Source organism: Peptoniphilaceae bacterium AMB_02 (genome assembly GCA_036321625.1).
Taxonomy (GTDB): Bacteria; Bacillota; Clostridia; order Tissierellales; family Peptoniphilaceae; genus Microaceticoccus; species Microaceticoccus formicicus.
The window spans coordinates 1097351-1117618 of the sequence record CP143259.1 but is presented as its reverse complement, the minus strand read 5'-3'; the positions used below and the strand labels follow the sequence as shown (position 1 = coordinate 1117618).

Below are 20268 nucleotides of genomic sequence, written 5' to 3'. Positions count from 1 at the left end.
ACAGGAAAAAGTCAAAATCAAAACCCCTGAAAGCATTGATTTGTTAATGTTTACAGAGGTTTTTTGCTGTTTTAGGTGTCAAAGATAAGATATTTTATGAAAATATGCAATAAAACTGAATACTTACACATCAAACATAGAAAACATATCAATTTGATTTGTCTCTTGTAAGTTTTCCAAAACTCCATTTATTCTTAAAGACTCAACTGCAGTCTTATTAGCTCTTGTCCTGTTCACCATGTCCTCAATTGAAATGAATGGAGATTTTTTAAATTCATTGTGTATTTCTATCGAGCACTGTTCTGAAACATCTTCTAAGGCACAAAATGGTGGTATGATTTCTCCTTCTTTTGAAACTGAAAACTTTGTAGCTCCTGATTTTCCAAGTGAGACATTGCTGATTTTTATTCCTCTAGCATACATCTCTTCTGCAACTTCAAGGACGCTATACTGGCTATTTTCTTTAGGAGATGCTTCCATGCCCAAACTCCTGATTCTTTCCATCTCTCTTTTCACAGATTCCATGCCTTTTAACACTAATGATCCCGGAAAATCATTTTGTTTTATCGTGAAAAATGTTGCATAAAAAGCTTCCGGATGATGTACTTTAAAATACGCTATTCTATAAGACATTAGAACATATGCTACTGCATGAGCCTTGGGAAACATGTATTCTATCTTCATACAAGAGTCGACATACCAATTAGGTAAATCAATTTTCCCCATTGCTTCAATATGTTCAGGTTTAAGTCCTTTTCCCTTTCTAACATTTTCCATGATATTAAATGACATATTATCTTCCAAGCCTCTTTGTATTAAGAATGTCATTATATCATCTCTCGTACATATTACCTCGCCAAGTACCGCTTGGTTTTGTCTTATCAAATCCTGTGCATTGTTTAGCCATACATTAGTTCCATGTGACAGTCCTGAAATTCTAACCAATTCCCCAAATTTCTCAGGCCTTGTATCCAATAACATTTGTCTTACGAAACTGGTTCCAAATTCCGGTATGCCTAAACTTCCCACGGTATTATTGCTGAAATCCTCTATAATATTTAGTGAATCTGTAGATCTAAATATCTCCATAGTCTCAGAGTCGTTAAGAGGTATATTGTTTGCATCAACACCGGTCAAATCAGATAGCATCTTGATAATACTTGGAACATCGTGCCCTAGTAAATCCAGTTTAAGAATTGTATCCTCTACAGATTTATATGTGAAGTGAGTTGTGATGACACCCGAAGAAGGATCATCAGCGGGATAGCTTATCGGAGTAAAATCTTCAACTTCCATATTGTTCGGGACTACTATGATTCCTCCCGGATGCTGTCCGGTTGTTCTTTTTACACCGACTATACCATGTTGTAACATAGCTATTTCAGCAGGATTATAAGTTTTATCTATTTTTTCACTGTATTTTTTTATATATCCATAAGCTGTGTTTTCTTTTATTGTACCTATGGTACCAGCTCTAAATACATGGTCCGCCCCAAAGAGTTCCTCGGTATATTTATGGCATCTAGCCTGATATTCTCCTGCAAAATTCAAATCGATATCAGGTTCTTTATTTCCTTCAAACCCTAAAAATACTTCAAAAGGTATATTATGACCATTTTTTTCCAACGGTTGACCGCATTCAGGACAGATTTTATCCGGCATATCAATCCCAGAATCATAACTCCCATCCGTAATAAATTCGGAATACTTACAATGCTTGCATATATAATGAGCTACTAGCGGATTTACTTCTGTTATTCCAACCATAGTTGCGACAAATGAACTTCCAACAGAACCTCTTGAACCGACGACGTATCCGTCTTCATTTGATTTTAAAACTAGTTTCATAGCTATAATATACAGGACTGAGTACCCGTTATTAATGATTGAATTGAGCTCTTTTTCAAGCCTTTCTTCGACTATTTGAGGTAGGTTTTCACCGTAAATTGCATTAGCATTTTTATAGGCAAGCTCTCTTAACTCCTCATCAGACCCCTCAACTCTAGGTGGATATTTCCCCTTTGGAATAGGTCTTATCTCTTCAATCATATCAGCTACTAAATTTGTATTTTTAACTACGACTTCATAAGCTTTCTCTCTACCAAGATACTCAAATTGATTAAGCATTTTTTCTGTAGTCTTTAGGTATAAATTCTTAGACAAATCTACGCTTCTTGTAAATTGTACTGTTTTTATTAAATTGCGATATAAATGGTCTTTGGAGTTTAAGTAGTAAACATCACCTGTTGCAACTACCGGAATATCTAGTTTTTCGCCCAGCTCAATTATTTTTCTATTTAAATCTTTGATAATCTCAAGTGAATTAATAGCGTATCTTGATTCCGGATTTTCTACTAGATGTTCAAAATTATCCAGAGGAAAAACTTCTAAAAAATCAAAATAACTAGCAGTCTGCTCTATTTCTTCTTCACTTGCTCTACCAAATATATTTTGGATCAATGGTCCCAGCAAGTTTCCCGAACCTATTAATAAACCTTCTCTATGAGAATCTAAAAATGATTTTAAGACCTTTGGAGTCTTATATAAATTAACTGTATTTGAATGTGATACAATCTTATAAAGATTTTTTAAGCCAATTGTATCCTTTACCAATATAAGCATATTATTTTCTTTATTTGCAGCTCTGGGCCATTCAGTCTCATGAGTATTGATATTTTCATCCACAGCTATATTCCTGTCTTTTAAATCATTTAGCATCGCAATAAATACTTCTGCGGTAGCCATAGCATCGTCGACAGCTCTATGATGATTTAAAAGCTTTACATCATATTTTCTAGCCAATGTATCAAGTTTATGATTTCTTAAATCAGGATTTAAAAATCTTGAAAGATATAATGTATCAATATATGGTAAATTAAAATTTAAGTTTAATCTGTATGAAAATTCTCTTATAAAACTAATATCAAATTCAGCATTATGTGCAACCAATGTTGAACCTTCACAAAACTCAAGGAATTTGGGCAGTATACTGTCTATCAGAGGTTTATTCTCAACCATCTCATTTGTTATACCGGTCAGCTCTACTATTTTGTCAGAAATATGCCTCTCAGGCTTTATAAGTTCCCCAAATTGCTCTATTATTCTTCCATTCTTAACCTTGACCGCTCCGATTTCCGTAATGGAATCATACAATTGTGATAAACCCGTCGTTTCAATATCAAATACGACATAGGAGTCGGTATTTAGTTCTTTACCATTGGTATTATTTATTATGGGTAGAAAGTCTTCAACTACAGTGGCATCCAAGCCGTAAATCGTCTTAATCCCAGTCTTATCGGTTTGATCCATTGCAAAAGGAAAAGCTTGTACCACATCTCTGTCTGTTATTCCTACAGCCTTATGGTTCCATTTTGACAATTTACTATAAAGCTCATCTATTTTAACAAATCCATCCAAGGTACTCATCTGCGAATGAACCCTAAGCTCAACTCTTTTAACTTCTGAATTGTCAAGTATTGTACGTTCTTTGGTTAGAGTAATACTGTTTATGGTCGTTATATACCTTTTCTCGTAACTGTCCATAGCGTATTTCCCGTTTACTAATACCCTTGAGTTTTCATTGACATTCTCGCTGAACTTTTTAAAAGAATCCTCCGACCAGAAAGCTTTACAGGATGTTGCACCCGTTTCATCGTAAATGTGGAAATTTACAATGTATTTCTTATCTTTTATCTCCCTATGCTCTATATTGAATACGGTTCCTTCAATCGTTACCCAGTGAGTATCTTGATTTAGTGTATCGATGTTTTGAGGTTCGTTTTTTATTTTCTTACCAATATAGAAATCAGACTCTGATTTTTCGCTAGCCTTCTTTGGTTGTTTGAGAGGCTTCTGGGATAAAATAAGTTTGGAGATATCCTGTTCCTGTTTATCGGTCAACTCCAAGAACTCTTCAACTTCCAAGCCTTTTACCAGCTCAATTTTCACCTGTACATCGTTCCCGCAGTCTTTGTAAATATCGTCCTTTAAACATTCTATAATTCTCTTCTTATTTATGAAATTAGCTAGAGTATTATTTGGAACCTCGAGTACTACTTCATCTTCCAATAGTTTTATACAGCATTCATTCTCCTTATGATTAAGCCAAGGATATTTTCCTGTATATGACTTAAAAAGAGCTTCAATATAAGAGGCACTTAGTCTCTGCCTATTATTTAGCTCATGTTTTATGGTTATTTTTAAATTTGGTATCGCTTCATTTACTTTAGACTCTATAAAATCAGCGTCTGACTTGTCATAGTCAGACGTTGTGATTAAAGATATTATCAGTCTATTGTCAAGCGAATCGTATTGAACTTTATCAATATTAACTATTGATGGAACTTCTTTTGCTATTTTATTCCAGAACTCTGAGTTTTTCATATTCCACCTACAACATTTCTACTTCATTAATCAAAGCTTCGAGTAAATCTTTTTCTTCAACTCTTCTTATTACCTTACCCTTTTTAAATAGTATTCCATATCCGTCACCACAAGCAATTCCTAAATCGGCTTCTCTTGCTTCCCCTGGTCCATTGACGGGACAACCCATTATCGCGATAGTTGCAACCTTATTTAAATTCTCAAGTCTTTTTTCAGCACGATTGACTAAGTCAATCAGATCTATTTTTGTTCTACTACATGTAGGGCAAGAAATCAAATCTATGCCTTCTTTGAGAAGTCCTAATGATTTAAGAATCTCTCTGCCAACAACTACTTCCTGGACGGAATCACCTGTCAATGACACTCTAAAAGTATCGCCGATACCATTATATAATAGTGTTCCGATACCAATGCTGGACTTTATCGTCCCCTTCAAAACAGGTCCTGCTTCAGTGACTCCCAGGTGTAGTGGGTAGTCTACCAGACTCGATAGTTTAGTATATGACTCTATCATAGTATTTACATTGCTTGATTTTATAGAGATTTTAATTTTGTCAAAATCGTATTTTTCAAGCATTTGAACTTGATCTATTGCACTTGCAACCAAACTATCGGTGTTCACGCCACCGAATTTATCAATGATTTCTCTAGATAGTGAGCCTGAGTTTACACCAATTCTTATCGGAACATCGTATTTACGGCAAATATCAACTACTTCTTTTACCTTATATTCTGCTCCAATATTACCGGGATTAATGCGTAGGCAATCGCATCCATGCTCAACAGCCATCAACCCCAGCTTGTAATCGAATTGAATATCGGCTATAAAAGGTATATTTGTTCTATCCTTTATAACTTTTATAGCCTTGGCATCCTCTAGATTGTTAATTGCCGAACGAACAATATGACAGCCTTTTTCTTCCATTCTGAGTATTTGATTCACAGTAGCTTCTATATCTGAGGTATTTGTATTCGTCATGGACTGTATTGTAATCGGTGCATCACCACCGACTAATACACTTCCCACTTTTATTTGTTTTGTTTTTTTTCTATTAATCAATCTATCCTCCAAATATTCCGGTTTGAATAATATCTTTAAAGGTGACTACTATTAATAAACCTATCAAAAACACAAATCCAATCAAGTTTATTAGACCCTCTTTTTCAACAGGGATTGGTTTCTTTCTAATGGATTCTATAATTAATAAGACAACCTTTGACCCATCAAGTGCAGGTATTGGTAATAAGTTAAAAAATCCGACATTTATATTAATAAATTCAAGTAGCATCATAACATTTATTATACTGGTTCTTGCCGCTGAACCTATTTCCCTTATGATTCCTACTGGTCCGGAAACTTCATTAATACTTACTTTTCCAGTGAAGAGTCTACTCAGGAATTTTATCATCTCATTCAAAAGCAATTTCATGGTTGTGAAACCATATTTCATAGATCCCCAAATTGATCTCTCGGACGCTCTTATTATTCCTATTTTACCTTCACTATCTCTATTAACTTCAAATTTTAGATCTTCATTATTTCTTTGGACGGTAATTTCTAAGCTTTTACTATCTGTTTTATTTATATTCTCTATTACAGCTTCCCAGCTATTGGTCTTAACACCGTCAACTGCAATAATCTTATCCCCTACTTGTAATCCCACTTCTTTCGCATTCGACGGCTCAACAAAACCACCTATTTTATTTACAGGAGTACCAATTATCATTCCCATAATAAATAGTACTACAAAAGCTAGAATAAAATTCATTATAGCACCGGCTACAACTACAGCCAGTCTTTTTCCAACAGAAGAGTTACTAAAGCTTCTTGGATTATTACTTTCCTCATCTTCTCCTTCCATAGCAACATAACCACCTATTGGAAGTGCTCTTATTGAATAGAGAGTTTCTTCACTCTTTTTAGAATATAGTTTTGGTCCCATTCCAATAGAAAATTCATTTACCTGTATGCCAACTGTTTTTGCAATTATAAAATGTCCAAATTCGTGTATAAGAATAACCAACAGAAAAACCACTACGGATGTTACTGTCGTTAATATAATAGAACTCATTTCTCACCTTCCTATAATAATACTTAGTATATAGACAATGGGCAGCGTAAACAATACCGAATCAAATCTGTCCAGTATACCACCATGTCCAACAATTATATTTCCATAATCTTTAATACCGGCTTTACGCTTAATAGCGGATGCACAAATATCTCCTATTTGCGAAATCACCGATCCGATTGCAGCAAAAATAGCCCAAATAATAGGTTGTTCCATGCCTCTTAAATACACTATTAAGAGCACCAATACTATGGAACCCAAGATGCCTCCCAATGCACCTTCTACCGTCTTATTAGGACTTAATCTCTCAATCAATTTGTTTTTTCCAAATAATGCTCCGAAAATATAAGCAAATGTATCAGTACCCCATGCACAGCAATATACGACGTAAATATACTCCTTCTTGTCCAGTAATAATATAAAACTTAGCAAGAAGTTTACATACAGTATCGAAAATAGATAACCATTCATATCGTTAAAACTGTACTTGTTTCCTACTGCAGCTGATATAAACGCGTATATAACAACGAAAGCCAAAAATATTAAAAGATACTTAAACTCATGGTAATAAGCCAATAAATTTATGATAAAGCCAATAATCAGCTGCCCAATAAGCGGATAATTGATTCCTATCCTTTTGAGTGCTTTGTTCATTTCGAAAGATGCAATTGAACTCAGCAAAAGAACGGATACAAGCAACATTTTCCCACCACTTGTAGTGAAGAAAATAACCATTAATAAAATAATTATTCCACTTATCGTGCGTATTAGAAATTTATTCATTAAAGTCCTCCGAATCGTCTTTTCCTTTTTCTATACTCATCAATTGCTTCATCTAGCTCTGTTTTACCGAAATCAGGCCATAGTACATCCGTAAAATAAAGTTCAGTATACGCAGTCTGATATATCATAAAATTACTAAGCCTCTGTTCAGATCCGGGTCTGATCAAAAGGTCAGGGTCGGGTTGATTGGCAGTATATAGATAATTCGAAAACATATTTTCATCTATTTTTTCAATATCCATATTTTCGTTTTGAACTTGTCTATACAGTTCTTTGCAGGCTTTTATAATTTCATCCCTTCCACCATAATTTATACCCAAATTAAGTACCATTCCTGTATTATTTTCAGTTTCTTTGATAGATCTTTCTATCTCACGTCTCGCTATATTGGGTAAAGCACTTTTATCCCCCATTATATGGATTTTTACATTGTTTTTTTTGAGACTATTTAATTGATTTCTAATATAAACTACCAGCAATTCCATTAAGGCATTTACTTCTTCGGCAGGTCTTTTCCAATTTTCAGTTGAAAACGCATAAAGGCTAAGGTATTCAATACCTAAATTACTAGAATATTCAACAATATCGATAACTCTATCCATACCTGCTTTGTGACCTAATTGTCTTGGCATAAACCTTTTTGAAGCCCAACGACCATTTCCATCCATTATTATACATATATGTCTAGGTAAACCCGATTTCTTTGTATTGTTGTCATTCATTAGTATAACCTCCACTTGCTGGTATTAGAAATCTATTAAATAATCTCGAAGTTGGATTTTAACCCAACTTCGAGAACTTAATTAAAACTCCATTAATTCATCTTCTTTAGCTTTTAGGATTTCATCAATTTGCTTATTATATGAGTCAATTACTTCTTGAACCTCATTCTCGGCAACTTTTCTGTCGTCTTCAGGAAGAGAATTCTCTTTTTCCATTTTTTTAATCTGATCCATTGCATCTCTTCTTAAATTTCTCAATCCAACTTTGGAATCTTCAGAAATCTTTTTGGCGACCTTAGTTAAATCTTTTCTTCTCTCCTCAGTAAGTACAGGGAAAGGTAATCTAATTAGTTTTCCATCATTTGACGGAGTAATACCTAGGTCAGATTTTTGAATCTCCTTTTCGATTTCTTTAATAATATTTACATCCCATGGTTGGATTACAAGTAATCTGGCTTCCGGAGCTGAAATGGAAGCAACTTGTTGTAATGGTGTCGGCACTCCATAATAATCTACCGTTATCTTTTCAACTAATGCAGGGTTAGCTCTTCCAGCTCTTATTTGAGTTAACTCTTCTTTCAATGCTGAGATAGTCTTTTTTGCTCTTTGTTCTAATTCAGTAATAACCGGCTTATACATGTGATTCCTCCTAACGAATAATTGTTCCTATTTTTTCACCATCAAAAATTCTGATTAAATTTTGTGGATCATCTATACCGAAAACTTGAAGAGGTATATTATTATCCATACAAAGAGATGTTGCTGTAGAATCCATTATACCCAATCCTAAATTAAGTATGTCAATATATGTCAATTCATCGAATTTTTTAGCATCTGGATTAATATTCGGATCATCATCGTATACACCATCTACACCTTGTTTACCAATGAGTATAACATCTGCATCAATCTCAGCAGCCCTTAATGCCGCTGTGGTATCAGTAGAAAAGTATGGTAGTCCGGATCCTGCTCCAAAAATAACTATTCTTCCTTTTTCTAGATGTCTTAAAGCTCTACGTCTTATATAAGGTTCAGCTACCTGTTGCATAGCAATAGCAGTTTGCACACGAGTTTCTACACCCATTTCTTCAAGTGAAGCTTGCAATCTAAGAGCATTGATTACGGTACCAAGCATTCCCATATTGTCAGATGTAGATCTATCTATCATGGTACTGGATTTACCTCTCCAGTAATTCCCCCCACCTACAACTATTGCTATTTGAACATCCCTTTTGCTAATTTCAACTATTTTAGAACAGATATTGTTTATAGTTTTGTCATCTAAACCATGACCTTTGCCACCCGAAAGAGCTTCTCCACTTAATTTAAGAATTACTCTTTTATAACTTCCATTCATGTATATCCTCCTAGAGTACATCCCTTGAGTATTATTTTATCACATTAAGACAATGGAGAACAACCAGTGTTCTCCAATTTAATTATTATCCTATTTGTTTTGCAACTTCTTCTGCAAAGTTTTCTTCTCTCTTTTCTAATCCTTCGCCAACTTCGTATCTCATAAATCTTCTAATCTTGATGTTTTCGCCAATCACACTTATTAATTCAGTAAGGATTTCTCCAACTTTTCTACTCGGATCTTTAATGAATGGTTGGTCTAGTATACATACATCTTCGAAGAATTTCTCCATTCTTCCTTCAACTTTTTTCTCTGCAATCATCTTAGCTTTATCTTCAGGGATGTTTTTCTCTGCAGATTCATTCATAGCTTGATTAACAAGTACTTGTCTTTCATTAGCTACAACACTTTCCGGTATTTCCTCTCTAGAAACGTATTTTGGATTTGATGCTGCAACTTGCATTGCCATATCCTTTACAAATCTCTTGAAGTCTTCGTTTTTTGCAACAAAGTCAGTTTCAGTGTTTACTTCAATTAAAACACCAATTCTTCCACCGTGGATATAAGAATCAACTATACCTTCAGAAGCAATTCTTCCGGCTTTCTTTTCAGCACCTGCAAGTCCTTTTTCTCTTAAAAGTGCAACTGCTTTATCAATATCACCATCTGTTTCAACAAGAGCATTTTTACAATCCATCATTCCTGCTCCTGTTTTAGCTCTTAACTCTTTAACATCTGCTGCTGTATATGCCATTTTTTTCCTCCTATATAATTAAAGGTAAGAGTAAAGAAAAACTCTTTAAACCCTTACCCTTTCATTTTTATTCTTCGTCTTCAGTATCTTCTTCTACTTCTTCAATTTCTTCTATATCTTCAACTTCATCAGCTTCAGGTTTATCGTAATCGTCAAATTGCTCACCTTGATTACCTTCAATTATCGCATTGGCAATTGTACCTGTTAGAAGTTTTACTGCTCTGATTGCATCGTCATTTCCAGGAATTGGATAATCAACTTCATCAGGGTCACAGTTTGTATCTACTATACTGATTACAGGGATTCCTAAGATTCTAGCTTCATTAACTGCAATCTTCTCTTTTTTCGGATCTACAACGAACATTAGGTCAGGAAGTTTTTTCATTTCTTTAATTCCACCTAAGAATTTCTCAAGTCTATCCCTCTCGTGAACAAGAGCCATAACCTCTTTCTTAGGAAGTAAATCAAATACTCCATCTTCTTCCATCTTTTCAAGTTCATGAAGTCTATCAATTCTTTTTTTGATAGTGTTGTAGTTAGTTAACATTCCACCTAACCATCTTTGGCTTACGAAGTGTTGACCACTTCTTTTTGCTTCATTTTCAATAGCTTCTTGAGCTTGTTTCTTGGTTCCTACAAAAAGAACTGTACCACCATTTTCAGCTACTTCTTTAGCTACTGCATAAGCTTCTTCCATTTTCTTTACTGTTTTTTGAAGATCGATGATATAAATACCATTTCTCTCAGTGAAGATGAACTTAGCCATTTTAGGATTCCATCTTCTAGTTTGGTGTCCGAAATGAACACCTGCTTCTAATAAGCTTTTCATTGTGATTACTGACATTTTGCACCTCCGCGTTTTTTTCCTCCATCTCCATCACACTTCATTGAAACCTTTCGGCAACCTCAAATCCATCAAGAGATGTGTGTATTCACCTTTGCTATTATACCATATTCATTTTCCAACTTCAAATAAAAAATTACAAATTGAAGCGAAATAATTATTCACCTTTACTATACTTCTTATATAGATCAGGTCTTTTGTTTTCAGTATTTTTTAAGGAGCTTTCCCTACGCCATTCTTCTATTAACTTATGATTTCCACTTAGTAGTACTTCAGGGACTTTATGCCCCATAAACTCGCTTGGTCTAGTGTAAACCGAATATTTTAGCAAACCGTCATATAATGAATCAGATATTGCACTCTCTTCATTGCCAAGCACATCAGGTATAAATCTTGACACGGCATCGATAAATGCCATAGCAGGTATTTCACCACCTGTCAAAACATAATCTCCGATAGAAACCTCATAGTCTATAAAATTGTCTATGATTCTTTGGTCTACACCTTCATAATGTCCACATAGTAATATCAAATGGTCACTTTCCGAAAACTCTTCCACCATCTGCTGATTCAGTAATTTTCCCTGTGGCGACAAAAATACCACTTTGGAATTGTCCATCTTAAGATCTTGAATGGCATTATATATGGGCTCGGGTGTCATTAACATCCCAGGCCCACCTCCGTAGATTTCATCATCCACTTTTTTATGTTTATTATTAGAATAGTCTCGTAAATTAACTGCATTAATTTCAATTTTTGAATCCTTAATTGCCTTGCCTATGACGCCATATTCATTTAAGCACTCAAAAAAAGATGGGAAAACTGTAATAATATCAAATCTCATCTTTCATACCTTGAATCAATTTAACTTCCATGCATCTATTGGTTAAATCTACTTTTTTGATAAACTGTTTAACCGCAGGCAAATAAAACTCCCTGCCTTCGGTAGTTTTAACTACATAGATGTCATTACTTGGATTCTCAATAATATCTATAATCTCTCCTATATGCTCAGTATTCTCATAGACTTTAAGTCCTAAGATATCATGATGATAGTACTGATCTTCCTCTAGTTCCATTAAATCATCAGAGGAAATATAGAGATATTCTCCTTTGTATTGTTCCACAAGGTTTATATTATCAAATTCATTGAACTTAATAATCAGTATATTCTTGTCTTGTCTGTACTTTCCAACTGTCACAGTCGGACCGTCTATTCCGATATAATATTCAACAGGTCTATCGAATCTATTAATATCGGAAGTGATCGGGAAGAGTTTAATCTCACCTCTTATCCCGAAAGTCCCAATAATTTGTCCTACTTTTATATAATCCATTAGTCTACTATGTCTATATTTACTTGTAGATTTTCTTTAGTTCCGGCAGCTTTTGCTACGGTTCTGATCGCCTTGGCAATTCTGCCTTGTTTCCCAATAATCTTTCCCATATCGGATGGATCAACATTAATCCTAATTGTTAGAATATTTCCTTCTCTACTTTCGTCTACTATAACATTTTCAGGATTGTCAACTAATTGTTTAGCTATATTCAATATTAAATCTTTCATTTATGCCTCCTGAATGAATAGCAATATTATTCCTCTACTATTTCTTCTTTAGTTTCTTCTTTTACTTCTTCTACTACTTCCTCTTTTTTAGCTTCGTATACGCCATTGTTTTTGAATAATCTGTTAACTGTATCGGTTGGTTTAGCACCTACAGAAATCCAGTAATTTACTCTCTCTGCATCTACTTTTACTGTTTTAGGTTCAGTTAGTGGATTGTAGTATCCAATTTCCTCAATAAATCTTCCATCTCTTGGTGCTCTAGAATCCGCAACAACGAATCTATAAAAAGGTCTTTTTTTAGCACCCATTCTTTTTAATCTAATTTTTACTGCCATGTTCTTTCCTCCTAAATACTAAAATTAATTTTATTTATTTAAAGAAAGGTAAATTGAATTTACCTCGCTTTTTCATGGATTTTTCCATACTGGTAAATCTTTTCATCATTTTTTTTGTCTCTTTGAACTGTCTTAAGAAACGATTCAAATCTACTGTAGTTACTCCTGAACCGTCGGCAATTCGTTTTTTTCTACTATTATCGATGATTTCAGGCTTTTCACGTTCTTCCATTGTCATGGACTGAATCATAGCTTCTATTCTCTTGAGATCTTTCTCATCAATATTTAAACCCTTTAACTGTTTTGAATTAAAACCGGGTACCATAGCCAATATATCTTCAAGAGGCCCCATATTTCTCATCTGGTCTAATTGCTGTAGATAATCATTTAAAGAATAGCTCTGTGATCTGATTTTTTCTTCAAGTTCTTTGGCGTTTTTTTCATCGATTGCCGATTGAGCTTTTTCAATCAAGGTCAATACATCGCCCATACCTAGAATCCTCGAAGCCATCCTGTCAGGATAAAAAGGTTCAATATTATCTAGTTTTTCACCTACACCGATAAACTTTATCGGCTTTGATGTTACCTGTCTAATTGATAGAGCAGCTCCACCTCGGGCATCACCATCAAGCTTGGTCAATATAACACCTGAAATCTCCAATTGATTATTAAAGGTTTCAGCTAGATTAACCGCATCTTGCCCGGTCATTGCATCTACAACCAACAATATATCATCGGGATTTGTAGCCTCTTTAATACCTAATAACTCGTCCATTAGCTCGTTATCGATATGAAGTCTTCCGGCTGTATCTATAATAACTACATCGTTTGATTGTTTTTTAGCTTCAGCCAATCCCGCCTTTGCAATATCAACAGGATTTATCTTATCTCCCATTGAAAATACAGGCACTCCAACTTGACTACCTACGACCTCTAATTGTTTAATAGCAGCCGGACGATAAACGTCACAAGCTACGAGTAGCGGTCTTTTGTTTTGTTTCTTTAAATGTAATGCCAGCTTACCCGCATGAGTTGTTTTACCGGCACCTTGTAGCCCACATAATAATATCACAGTTGGCGGAGATGAAGAAATATTTAATTTAACTTCCTTTTCACCCATTAAATTAGTCAACTCATCATTAACTATTTTAATTACCATCTGGCCGGGAGTTAAGCTTTCCATTACTTCGTTTCCTATAGCTCTTTCTTTGATAGATTTTACAAAGTCTTTTACAACTTTATAGTTGACATCTGCTTCGAGCAAAGCCATTCTTATCTCTCTAAGAGCAAGTTCAACATCTTTTTCTGAAAGTTTGCCCTTTCCTTTAAGTCCACTAAAAATATCTTGTAACTTTTCAGCTAAACTTTCAAACATAATATACACCTCCCGTAATTATATTGTTCCTATAACTTCATTTAGTGAATCAGAAATAACAGAAAGAGTATCGGTGAACTCTTCACCCTCATTTAAGTCGATTATATCGCTCAAATGCGTATTTAAAACTCTCAATTTATTTCTAATTTCAGAATTTTTCTTAACCATTCCCAGTTCTTTCTCTATCTCATACAATCTCTTCTCAGAGCGTTTAATTAGATCGGAAACTGCTTGTTTGGTAATATCCTGATTATTTGCTATTTCTATAAGTGATAAGTCTTCGTAATAGTAAGATACCATCGCATTATATTGTTTATCACTAAGTAATTTCCCATAATAGTCCAGCAATAATACTACTTGCATTCTATCGTCCATAATACACACCTCTCAGTGGTCAACTAAAAAACTTGACCTTAATATCTTAATCCTTTATAAGACATTTGTCAAGTTTTTTGTTTACTAAGAAATTATGGAATCTACAAAATCATTGACATTAAACTCTCTTAAATCTTCAATTCCTTCTCCTAGACCAATATACTTTATTGGAATATTCATTTCGTTTTGGATTCTTACCACTACTCCACCCTTAGCAGTACCGTCCATTTTAGTCAATACCACACCTGAGATATCGGCAACTTGATTGAATTCTTTTGCTTGATTCATGGCATTTTGACCTGTCGTAGCGTCTAAAACCAATAGCGATTCGGATCTTGCCTCAGGATACTCCCTTTCTATAACTCTGTGGATTTTGTTTAATTCATTCATTAGATTCTTTTTATTATGCAATCTTCCTGCAGTATCACAAATTATAATATCTGATTTTCTGGATTTCGACGCAGCGATTGCGTCGAAGATAACAGCAGCCGGGTCAGCTCCTTCACTATGTGATATCATTTCAACCCCAACTCTATTTGCCCACTCTCCTAACTGATCTATAGCAGCAGCCCTAAAAGTATCGGCAGCAGCTATTAAGATTTTTTTGCCGGAATCCTTATATTTCTTAGATAATTTACCGATTGTAGTCGTCTTACCTACTCCATTGACTCCGACTACCAAAATAATCAGAGGAGTATCCTCGATATTCATTGTATTATCCAATTGTCCGGTATTCATAATCTCTTTTAAAAGATTATTCATCTCGCCTTTAATCAGTGACGGATCGGTAATTCTCTTTTCCCTTACCACATCTTTTAGTCTGTCTATGAGTTCCATAGTAGTTTGTCCGCCGATATCGGAAAGAATCAAAGTATCTTCTAGCATTTCATACAATTCATCATCGATTGAGGTGAATCCCGCCAGAATATTATCTATCTTTTTTGAAATATTCTCCCTGGTTTTTGTTAAGCCTTTAAGAAATCCGGAAAAAAACCCCTTTTTCTCCTCTACTTCCATGGCTTTTTCTCCATCATCTACGACTTCGATTTTTTCTTCTTGCTCATCTTTGTTTCTATTAAAAAAACCTTTAAACATATCTTCCTCCTAAGCATTTTCTAATGATAAGGTCAACATTTTGGATATACCTTCTTGTTCCATGGTTACACCATACAATATATCTGCTATTTCCATGGTAAGCTTTCTATGCGTTATAATAATAAACTGTATTCCCTTAAAGGATTTAAGATAATTAACATACCTAGCAATATTTGACTCGTCTAGGGCAGCATCCACTTCGTCCAGTATACAAAAAGGTGCCGGTCTGGTTTCAAAGATAGCAAATAATAACGCAACTGCAGTTAAGGCTCTCTCACCACCCGATAATAAGGATAGGTTCTGTAGTTTTTTTCCTGGAGGTTCAACTTCAATGTCAACTCCTGAACTTAAAACATCGCCGGTATTTAATACGAGCCTTGCTCTTCCACCCTTGAAAAGTATCGAAAATATATTATTAAATCTTTCGTTGATATCTGAAAAACTCTCATTAAAGGTATCGATAATTTTCAAATCCAATTTTTGTATAATTTCCTCTATATCGGCTTTTGAACTCAATAGATCATCCTTTTGAGTTTTGTAAAATTCATATTCATTACTTACTATTTGAAATTCTTCTATTGAATCATAGCTGAAATGTCCGATATCTCTAATCTTATTCTTTAGATTTTTAATCATATTCTGATTCGTCTTTACTTCAACCAGCGAATCCAGTCTGAATTCCAATTCTTCTTCCGAAAATGAATACTCTTCAATAAGTGACTCTTTTCTATTTTGAATTCTTTCATTTAATGAATTTAACTGAGATTGAATCCTTGTAATATCGAGATCTAATTTTGAGATTTCCGATGTTATACTCAGTCTATTTTCAACTATTTCATCATACTTTATTTTTTCCTCTTTTAGCTCAGCTTTAAGGTTTTCAATTTCAGTATCGATAGTTTCCAATTCAGTCTTACTTAAAGAAATGGTGTGACTATTATCAGTTAGATTTTTCTCTAGAGTTTTAATCTCAGAGTCACAATCAATTACAAATTGTTCATTTCTCTCAATTGAATTTAGAGTGTACTCTAAATTTACTTTACTGTCTTCAATAGTATTTTCGGAGATTAATCTATCTCTTTTCAGCAGTTCTTTTTCGTTATTAAACTGTAATAACTCGACATCCAAATTCATTTTAGCATCGTATAGTTTACGTTTATCATTATCTATAGACTCATTTTCAGAATTAAGTTTTTTTATTGTTAGCTCTAAATCCTTGATTTCATCCTCACTGACTTTAGAAAGATTGGCCTGTCGTTCCTTTTTATTTTTAATCTCAAGACTTATATCTTCAATTCTATCTGAACATAGATTAAACTTTATGGACTTCTCATTGATATCGGAATTAAGTCTATCTAAATCAGTTTCACTCATTTTAAGAGCATTGTCTAATTGGCTTAAATTTGATTTCAAATGATCAAGCTCTTCAGTCATCTCTTTAATTTCCCTTTTAGTTGAGATGAGGTCTTCCTCAGATTCGAGAATGCTCTTGCACAACGCTTCCATTTCAGACTTTCTATTAATAAGGCTAGTACCGGTACCTTTGTAAACCGAACCCCCAATCATTGAACCCCATGTATTGACAATATCTCCTTCAAGCGTCACAATACGGTTATTTTTATTAATAGATGATACCTTTAATGCTTCATCCATATTTCTGACTATGAGAGTTCTGCTAAGGTGGTATTCTATGATATTTCTAATCTTATCACTACATTCAACTGCATCCGATGCAACTATTAAATAGTCCTTGGTATCGAGTTCATGCAAGCTGCGTGACTTTTTCTCAAATCTATCTATAGGAAGAAAAGTAACTCTACCTAGACGATTAGACTTCAGAAAGGATATTAAGTATTTTGCATCCTCTCCGGTATTTGTAACTATATTTTGAAGTGATTGACCCAGTGCAAATTCAATTGCTTTTTGATACTCATCCTTAACAGTGATGAGCTCAGCAAGGGTACCGATTATTCTCTTGTTCACTTCCGGATTAGTACGACCGGCTTTAATAAGTCTTTGTACCGATTTATTGAATCCTTCATAGTTTAAATGTATATTTTTGATAATTTCAAGATTTGATTTTTGTTGTTGAATTTGAGCTGTAATTTTAGTTTCTTTAAATACCAGGTCAGAAATCTTTTTTTCTAAACCTAAATATTTGATTTTCAAATCTTCAAATTGTTTAAGCCTTAAATCCCGTTCTTTAACCAGCTCTTTTAATGAAATTTCACGATTTAGCAGACTTTCCTCTATGTCTTTTTTATTTATCTCTAATTCATTAAGCTCATTGTTAAGTTTTTCAAGATCCTGTATAAAGTTTTTTGATAAACCGATATTGGTATTTCTCGCCAATAGCATTTCAGATAAGTCTTGATTAAATTTACTAATTTTTTCAACAATTTCTTGCTGATTTTTCTTTATTTCTATAATTCGATTATCGACATCTTCGAGTTGCAACTGTTTTTCATTGTACAATTCTTCAGTCGATTTTATTTTTGAATTCAGTTCACTTATTTTAATCTCTTCATTATCAATTGTTTTATTGATTTTTTCAATGGACATCTTTTCTGAAGAGATCTCGTGTTCAGCTTTATTTAGTTCTCTTGTTTTTAATCCTATCTTTTCTTTCAGGACTATCAACTGCGCATCCAAGTAAGTTATCTTATTTGTAATCTCTTCATATACGGAATTTTTGTTATTTAACTCACTTTCAAGCGATTCGATATATGTCTTTAAAGGATTGATTGACTCATTGATAGACTCTAAATCTTTAGTTAATATGTCCTTTGAATCACCCAATTCTTCAAACTTATGTTTTATAGACTTCATCTCTCCTTCAGAATCCCTTAAGTACTTTTTATAATAGCTGAGCTGGTGTGTTTCCAACTCACCGATATACTTAAGTCCTTCTTTAGCCTTCTGAGATTCTTTTTCGAGATAATTGGTCCTATCCTTTAATTGATTTATTATATCTTTGATTCTAGTTAAATTCTCTAAAGTTTTCTTAAGCTTTTTTGCAGATTCTTCCTTATTGTATTTTAACTTGGCAACTCCAGAAGCTTCGTCAAATATTAGTCTTCTTTCTTCAGGTCTGGAGCTTAGTATTTCATCTATTCTTCCTTGACTAATTATTGAATACCCCTCTTTACCTACTCCGGTATCCATAAATAGCTCTCTGATATCCTTTAACCGGCAGTTATTTTTATTTATTGTGTACTCCGAATCTCCATCCCTAAAAACTTTCCTGGATACTACAACTTCCTTATAATCCACCGGTAGCATCCCTTTGGCATTATCAAAAGTGATTGAAACTTTAGAATAATTCATAGGTTTGGAATTCTCAGTTCCGGTAAAGATGACATCCTCCATCTTAGAACCTCTAAGTGATTTTGCACTTTGTTCTCCAAGAACCCATCTAATAGCATCAGAAATATTCGATTTTCCACTTCCGTTTGGTCCAACTATAACAGAAAATTGCTTGTCAAATACTAATTCAGTTTTATCTGCAAATGATTTAAATCCATGTATTTCTAATTTATTTAGTCTCAATTCCAACCTCTTTGTTTCTATTCTTATAAAAATTACTCATATCAATTTTAATTATATTATCGTCTTGTTCTAGTATAAAACAACCATCATTTAAATTATCCGTTTTAAAACTAATTTCGCTTGTAAAAATACTCTTTAAATATTTTTTATTCTTAGCAGCATAGCCGACGAGATAAGATAATTCCGAATTATTTGAATAAAGGGTTAACTTATTTTTGATATCTAGCTTGTCCAGCTCTTTTTTAATAGCATCGAGAAATAAATCACCATAAACAATCTGTCTAAGAGATGGATGAGAAGGTCCTATAAAATCAGTATCCTCAAAATCTCCATCCTCAGGCAGACCTATTCTGATAATATTAATCTTGTTTTCCTCAAAAAGTGACACTATATCCTTCAAGTGGATAATGAGTTCGTCCAGCTCCATAGGTTTATATTTACCTGAATCATATAGATGTTTAAGTTCCGTATTTTCTATTACCATAGTAGGATAAATTCTTACAAAATCGGGATTTAAAGATATTATTTTCTCAGCAGTATAAATATCATTTTCTTTTGAAGAACCTGCCATCCCCGTCATCATTTGTAATCCTAATTTAAATTTATATCTTTTTATCAGATCAACGGCTCTTACTACATCAGATGATGAGGTACCCCTTTTATTAAATTCAAGTACGCTGTCCACCATCGATTGTACACCTAGTTCGATTGTTTCTACATTATGTTGTTTTAATATTTCAAGTCTAAACTCATCTATATAATCAGGTCTTGTAGACAATCGAATAGAACTGATCATTTTTCTTTCTATTAATGGTTTAACTGCACTCAGATAAGAAATCATTGTATTGGTTCCAAGACCTGTAAAGCTTCCTCCATAAAACGCAAGCTCTATATCTGTTGCATTTTCAGGAAAATACTTCAGATATTTTTCTATTTCTTCCTTGATAAAGCCGGGTTCTACTGCACTGTTAATCTTTGTAATTTTCCTTTGATTACAAAAAATACAGTCGTTCATACAACCCATGTGAGGAATAAAAATAGGAATAATATATTTTTT

General features: G+C 33.8%; 18 protein-coding genes. All 18 read right to left on the bottom strand.

The window, feature by feature from the left end:
- Nucleotides 1-123 precede the first annotated feature (123 nt).
- Nucleotides 124-4383, bottom strand: coding sequence for a PolC-type DNA polymerase III (locus tag VZL98_05455; protein ID WVH64376.1), 4260 nt, complete (start codon nt 4381-4383; stop codon nt 124-126).
- Nucleotides 4384-4390: 7 nt separating this feature from the next.
- A complete protein-coding gene (ispG, locus tag VZL98_05450; GenBank protein WVH64541.1) occupies nt 4391-5440 on the bottom strand; it encodes a flavodoxin-dependent (E)-4-hydroxy-3-methylbut-2-enyl-diphosphate synthase in 1050 nt (349 codons plus the stop codon).
- A gap of 4 nt (nt 5441-5444) precedes the next feature.
- Nucleotides 5445-6455, bottom strand: coding sequence for an RIP metalloprotease RseP (gene rseP, locus VZL98_05445; GenBank protein WVH64375.1), 1011 nt, complete (start codon nt 6453-6455; stop codon nt 5445-5447).
- Between the two features lie 3 nt (nt 6456-6458).
- Complete coding sequence (locus VZL98_05440; protein ID WVH64374.1) at nt 6459-7238, bottom strand: phosphatidate cytidylyltransferase; 780 nt, start codon at nt 7236-7238, stop codon at nt 6459-6461.
- Entirely contained in the window at nt 7238-7960 is a 723-nt protein-coding gene (locus tag VZL98_05435) for an isoprenyl transferase (protein ID WVH64373.1), read from the bottom strand. The genes VZL98_05440 and VZL98_05435 overlap by 1 nt, the downstream gene beginning before the upstream one ends.
- 81 nt (nt 7961-8041) lie before the next feature.
- Nucleotides 8042-8599 (bottom strand): ribosome recycling factor, encoded by a 558-nt coding sequence (gene frr / locus VZL98_05430; protein WVH64372.1) that lies wholly within the window; start codon nt 8597-8599, stop codon nt 8042-8044.
- A 10-nt stretch (nt 8600-8609) separates the two neighbouring features.
- Nucleotides 8610-9317, bottom strand: a complete 708-nt coding sequence (pyrH, locus tag VZL98_05425; protein WVH64371.1) for a UMP kinase — start codon at nt 9315-9317, stop codon at nt 8610-8612.
- 85 nt (nt 9318-9402) lie between these two features.
- Entirely contained in the window at nt 9403-10071 is a 669-nt protein-coding gene (tsf, locus tag VZL98_05420; GenBank protein WVH64370.1) for a translation elongation factor Ts, read from the bottom strand.
- A gap of 67 nt (nt 10072-10138) precedes the next feature.
- Complete coding sequence (gene rpsB / locus VZL98_05415; protein WVH64369.1) at nt 10139-10915, bottom strand: 30S ribosomal protein S2; 777 nt, start codon at nt 10913-10915, stop codon at nt 10139-10141.
- 157 nt (nt 10916-11072) lie between these two features.
- Complete coding sequence (gene trmD, locus VZL98_05410) at nt 11073-11759, bottom strand: tRNA (guanosine(37)-N1)-methyltransferase TrmD (protein WVH64368.1); 687 nt, start codon at nt 11757-11759, stop codon at nt 11073-11075.
- Nucleotides 11749-12252 (bottom strand): ribosome maturation factor RimM, encoded by a 504-nt coding sequence (gene rimM / locus VZL98_05405; GenBank protein ID WVH64367.1) that lies wholly within the window; start codon nt 12250-12252, stop codon nt 11749-11751. Before rimM ends, trmD begins: the two co-directional genes overlap by 11 nt.
- The gene (locus VZL98_05400) at nt 12252-12482 is read right to left on the bottom strand and encodes a KH domain-containing protein (GenBank protein WVH64366.1); all 231 of its coding nucleotides are present in this window, start codon (nt 12480-12482) and stop codon (nt 12252-12254) included. Before VZL98_05400 ends, rimM begins: the two co-directional genes overlap by 1 nt.
- Nucleotides 12483-12508: 26 nt before the next feature.
- Nucleotides 12509-12817, bottom strand: a complete 309-nt coding sequence (rpsP, locus tag VZL98_05395; protein ID WVH64365.1) for a 30S ribosomal protein S16 — start codon at nt 12815-12817, stop codon at nt 12509-12511.
- 34 nt (nt 12818-12851) lie between these two features.
- Nucleotides 12852-14195 (bottom strand): signal recognition particle protein, encoded by a 1344-nt coding sequence (gene ffh / locus VZL98_05390; protein ID WVH64540.1) that lies wholly within the window; start codon nt 14193-14195, stop codon nt 12852-12854.
- A gap of 15 nt (nt 14196-14210) precedes the next feature.
- Nucleotides 14211-14567 (bottom strand): DNA-binding protein, encoded by a 357-nt coding sequence (locus VZL98_05385; GenBank protein WVH64364.1) that lies wholly within the window; start codon nt 14565-14567, stop codon nt 14211-14213.
- 84 nt (nt 14568-14651) lie between these two features.
- Nucleotides 14652-15662 (bottom strand): signal recognition particle-docking protein FtsY, encoded by a 1011-nt coding sequence (gene ftsY, locus VZL98_05380; GenBank protein ID WVH64363.1) that lies wholly within the window; start codon nt 15660-15662, stop codon nt 14652-14654.
- Nucleotides 15663-15671: 9 nt separating this feature from the next.
- On the bottom strand, nt 15672-19211 hold the full coding sequence (gene smc / locus VZL98_05375; GenBank protein WVH64362.1) for a chromosome segregation protein SMC: 3540 nt from the start codon (nt 19209-19211) through the stop codon (nt 15672-15674).
- The gene (locus tag VZL98_05370; protein WVH64539.1) at nt 19198-20235 is read right to left on the bottom strand and encodes a radical SAM protein; all 1038 of its coding nucleotides are present in this window, start codon (nt 20233-20235) and stop codon (nt 19198-19200) included. Before VZL98_05370 ends, smc begins: the two co-directional genes overlap by 14 nt.
- Between the last annotated feature and the right edge of the window lie 33 nt (nt 20236-20268).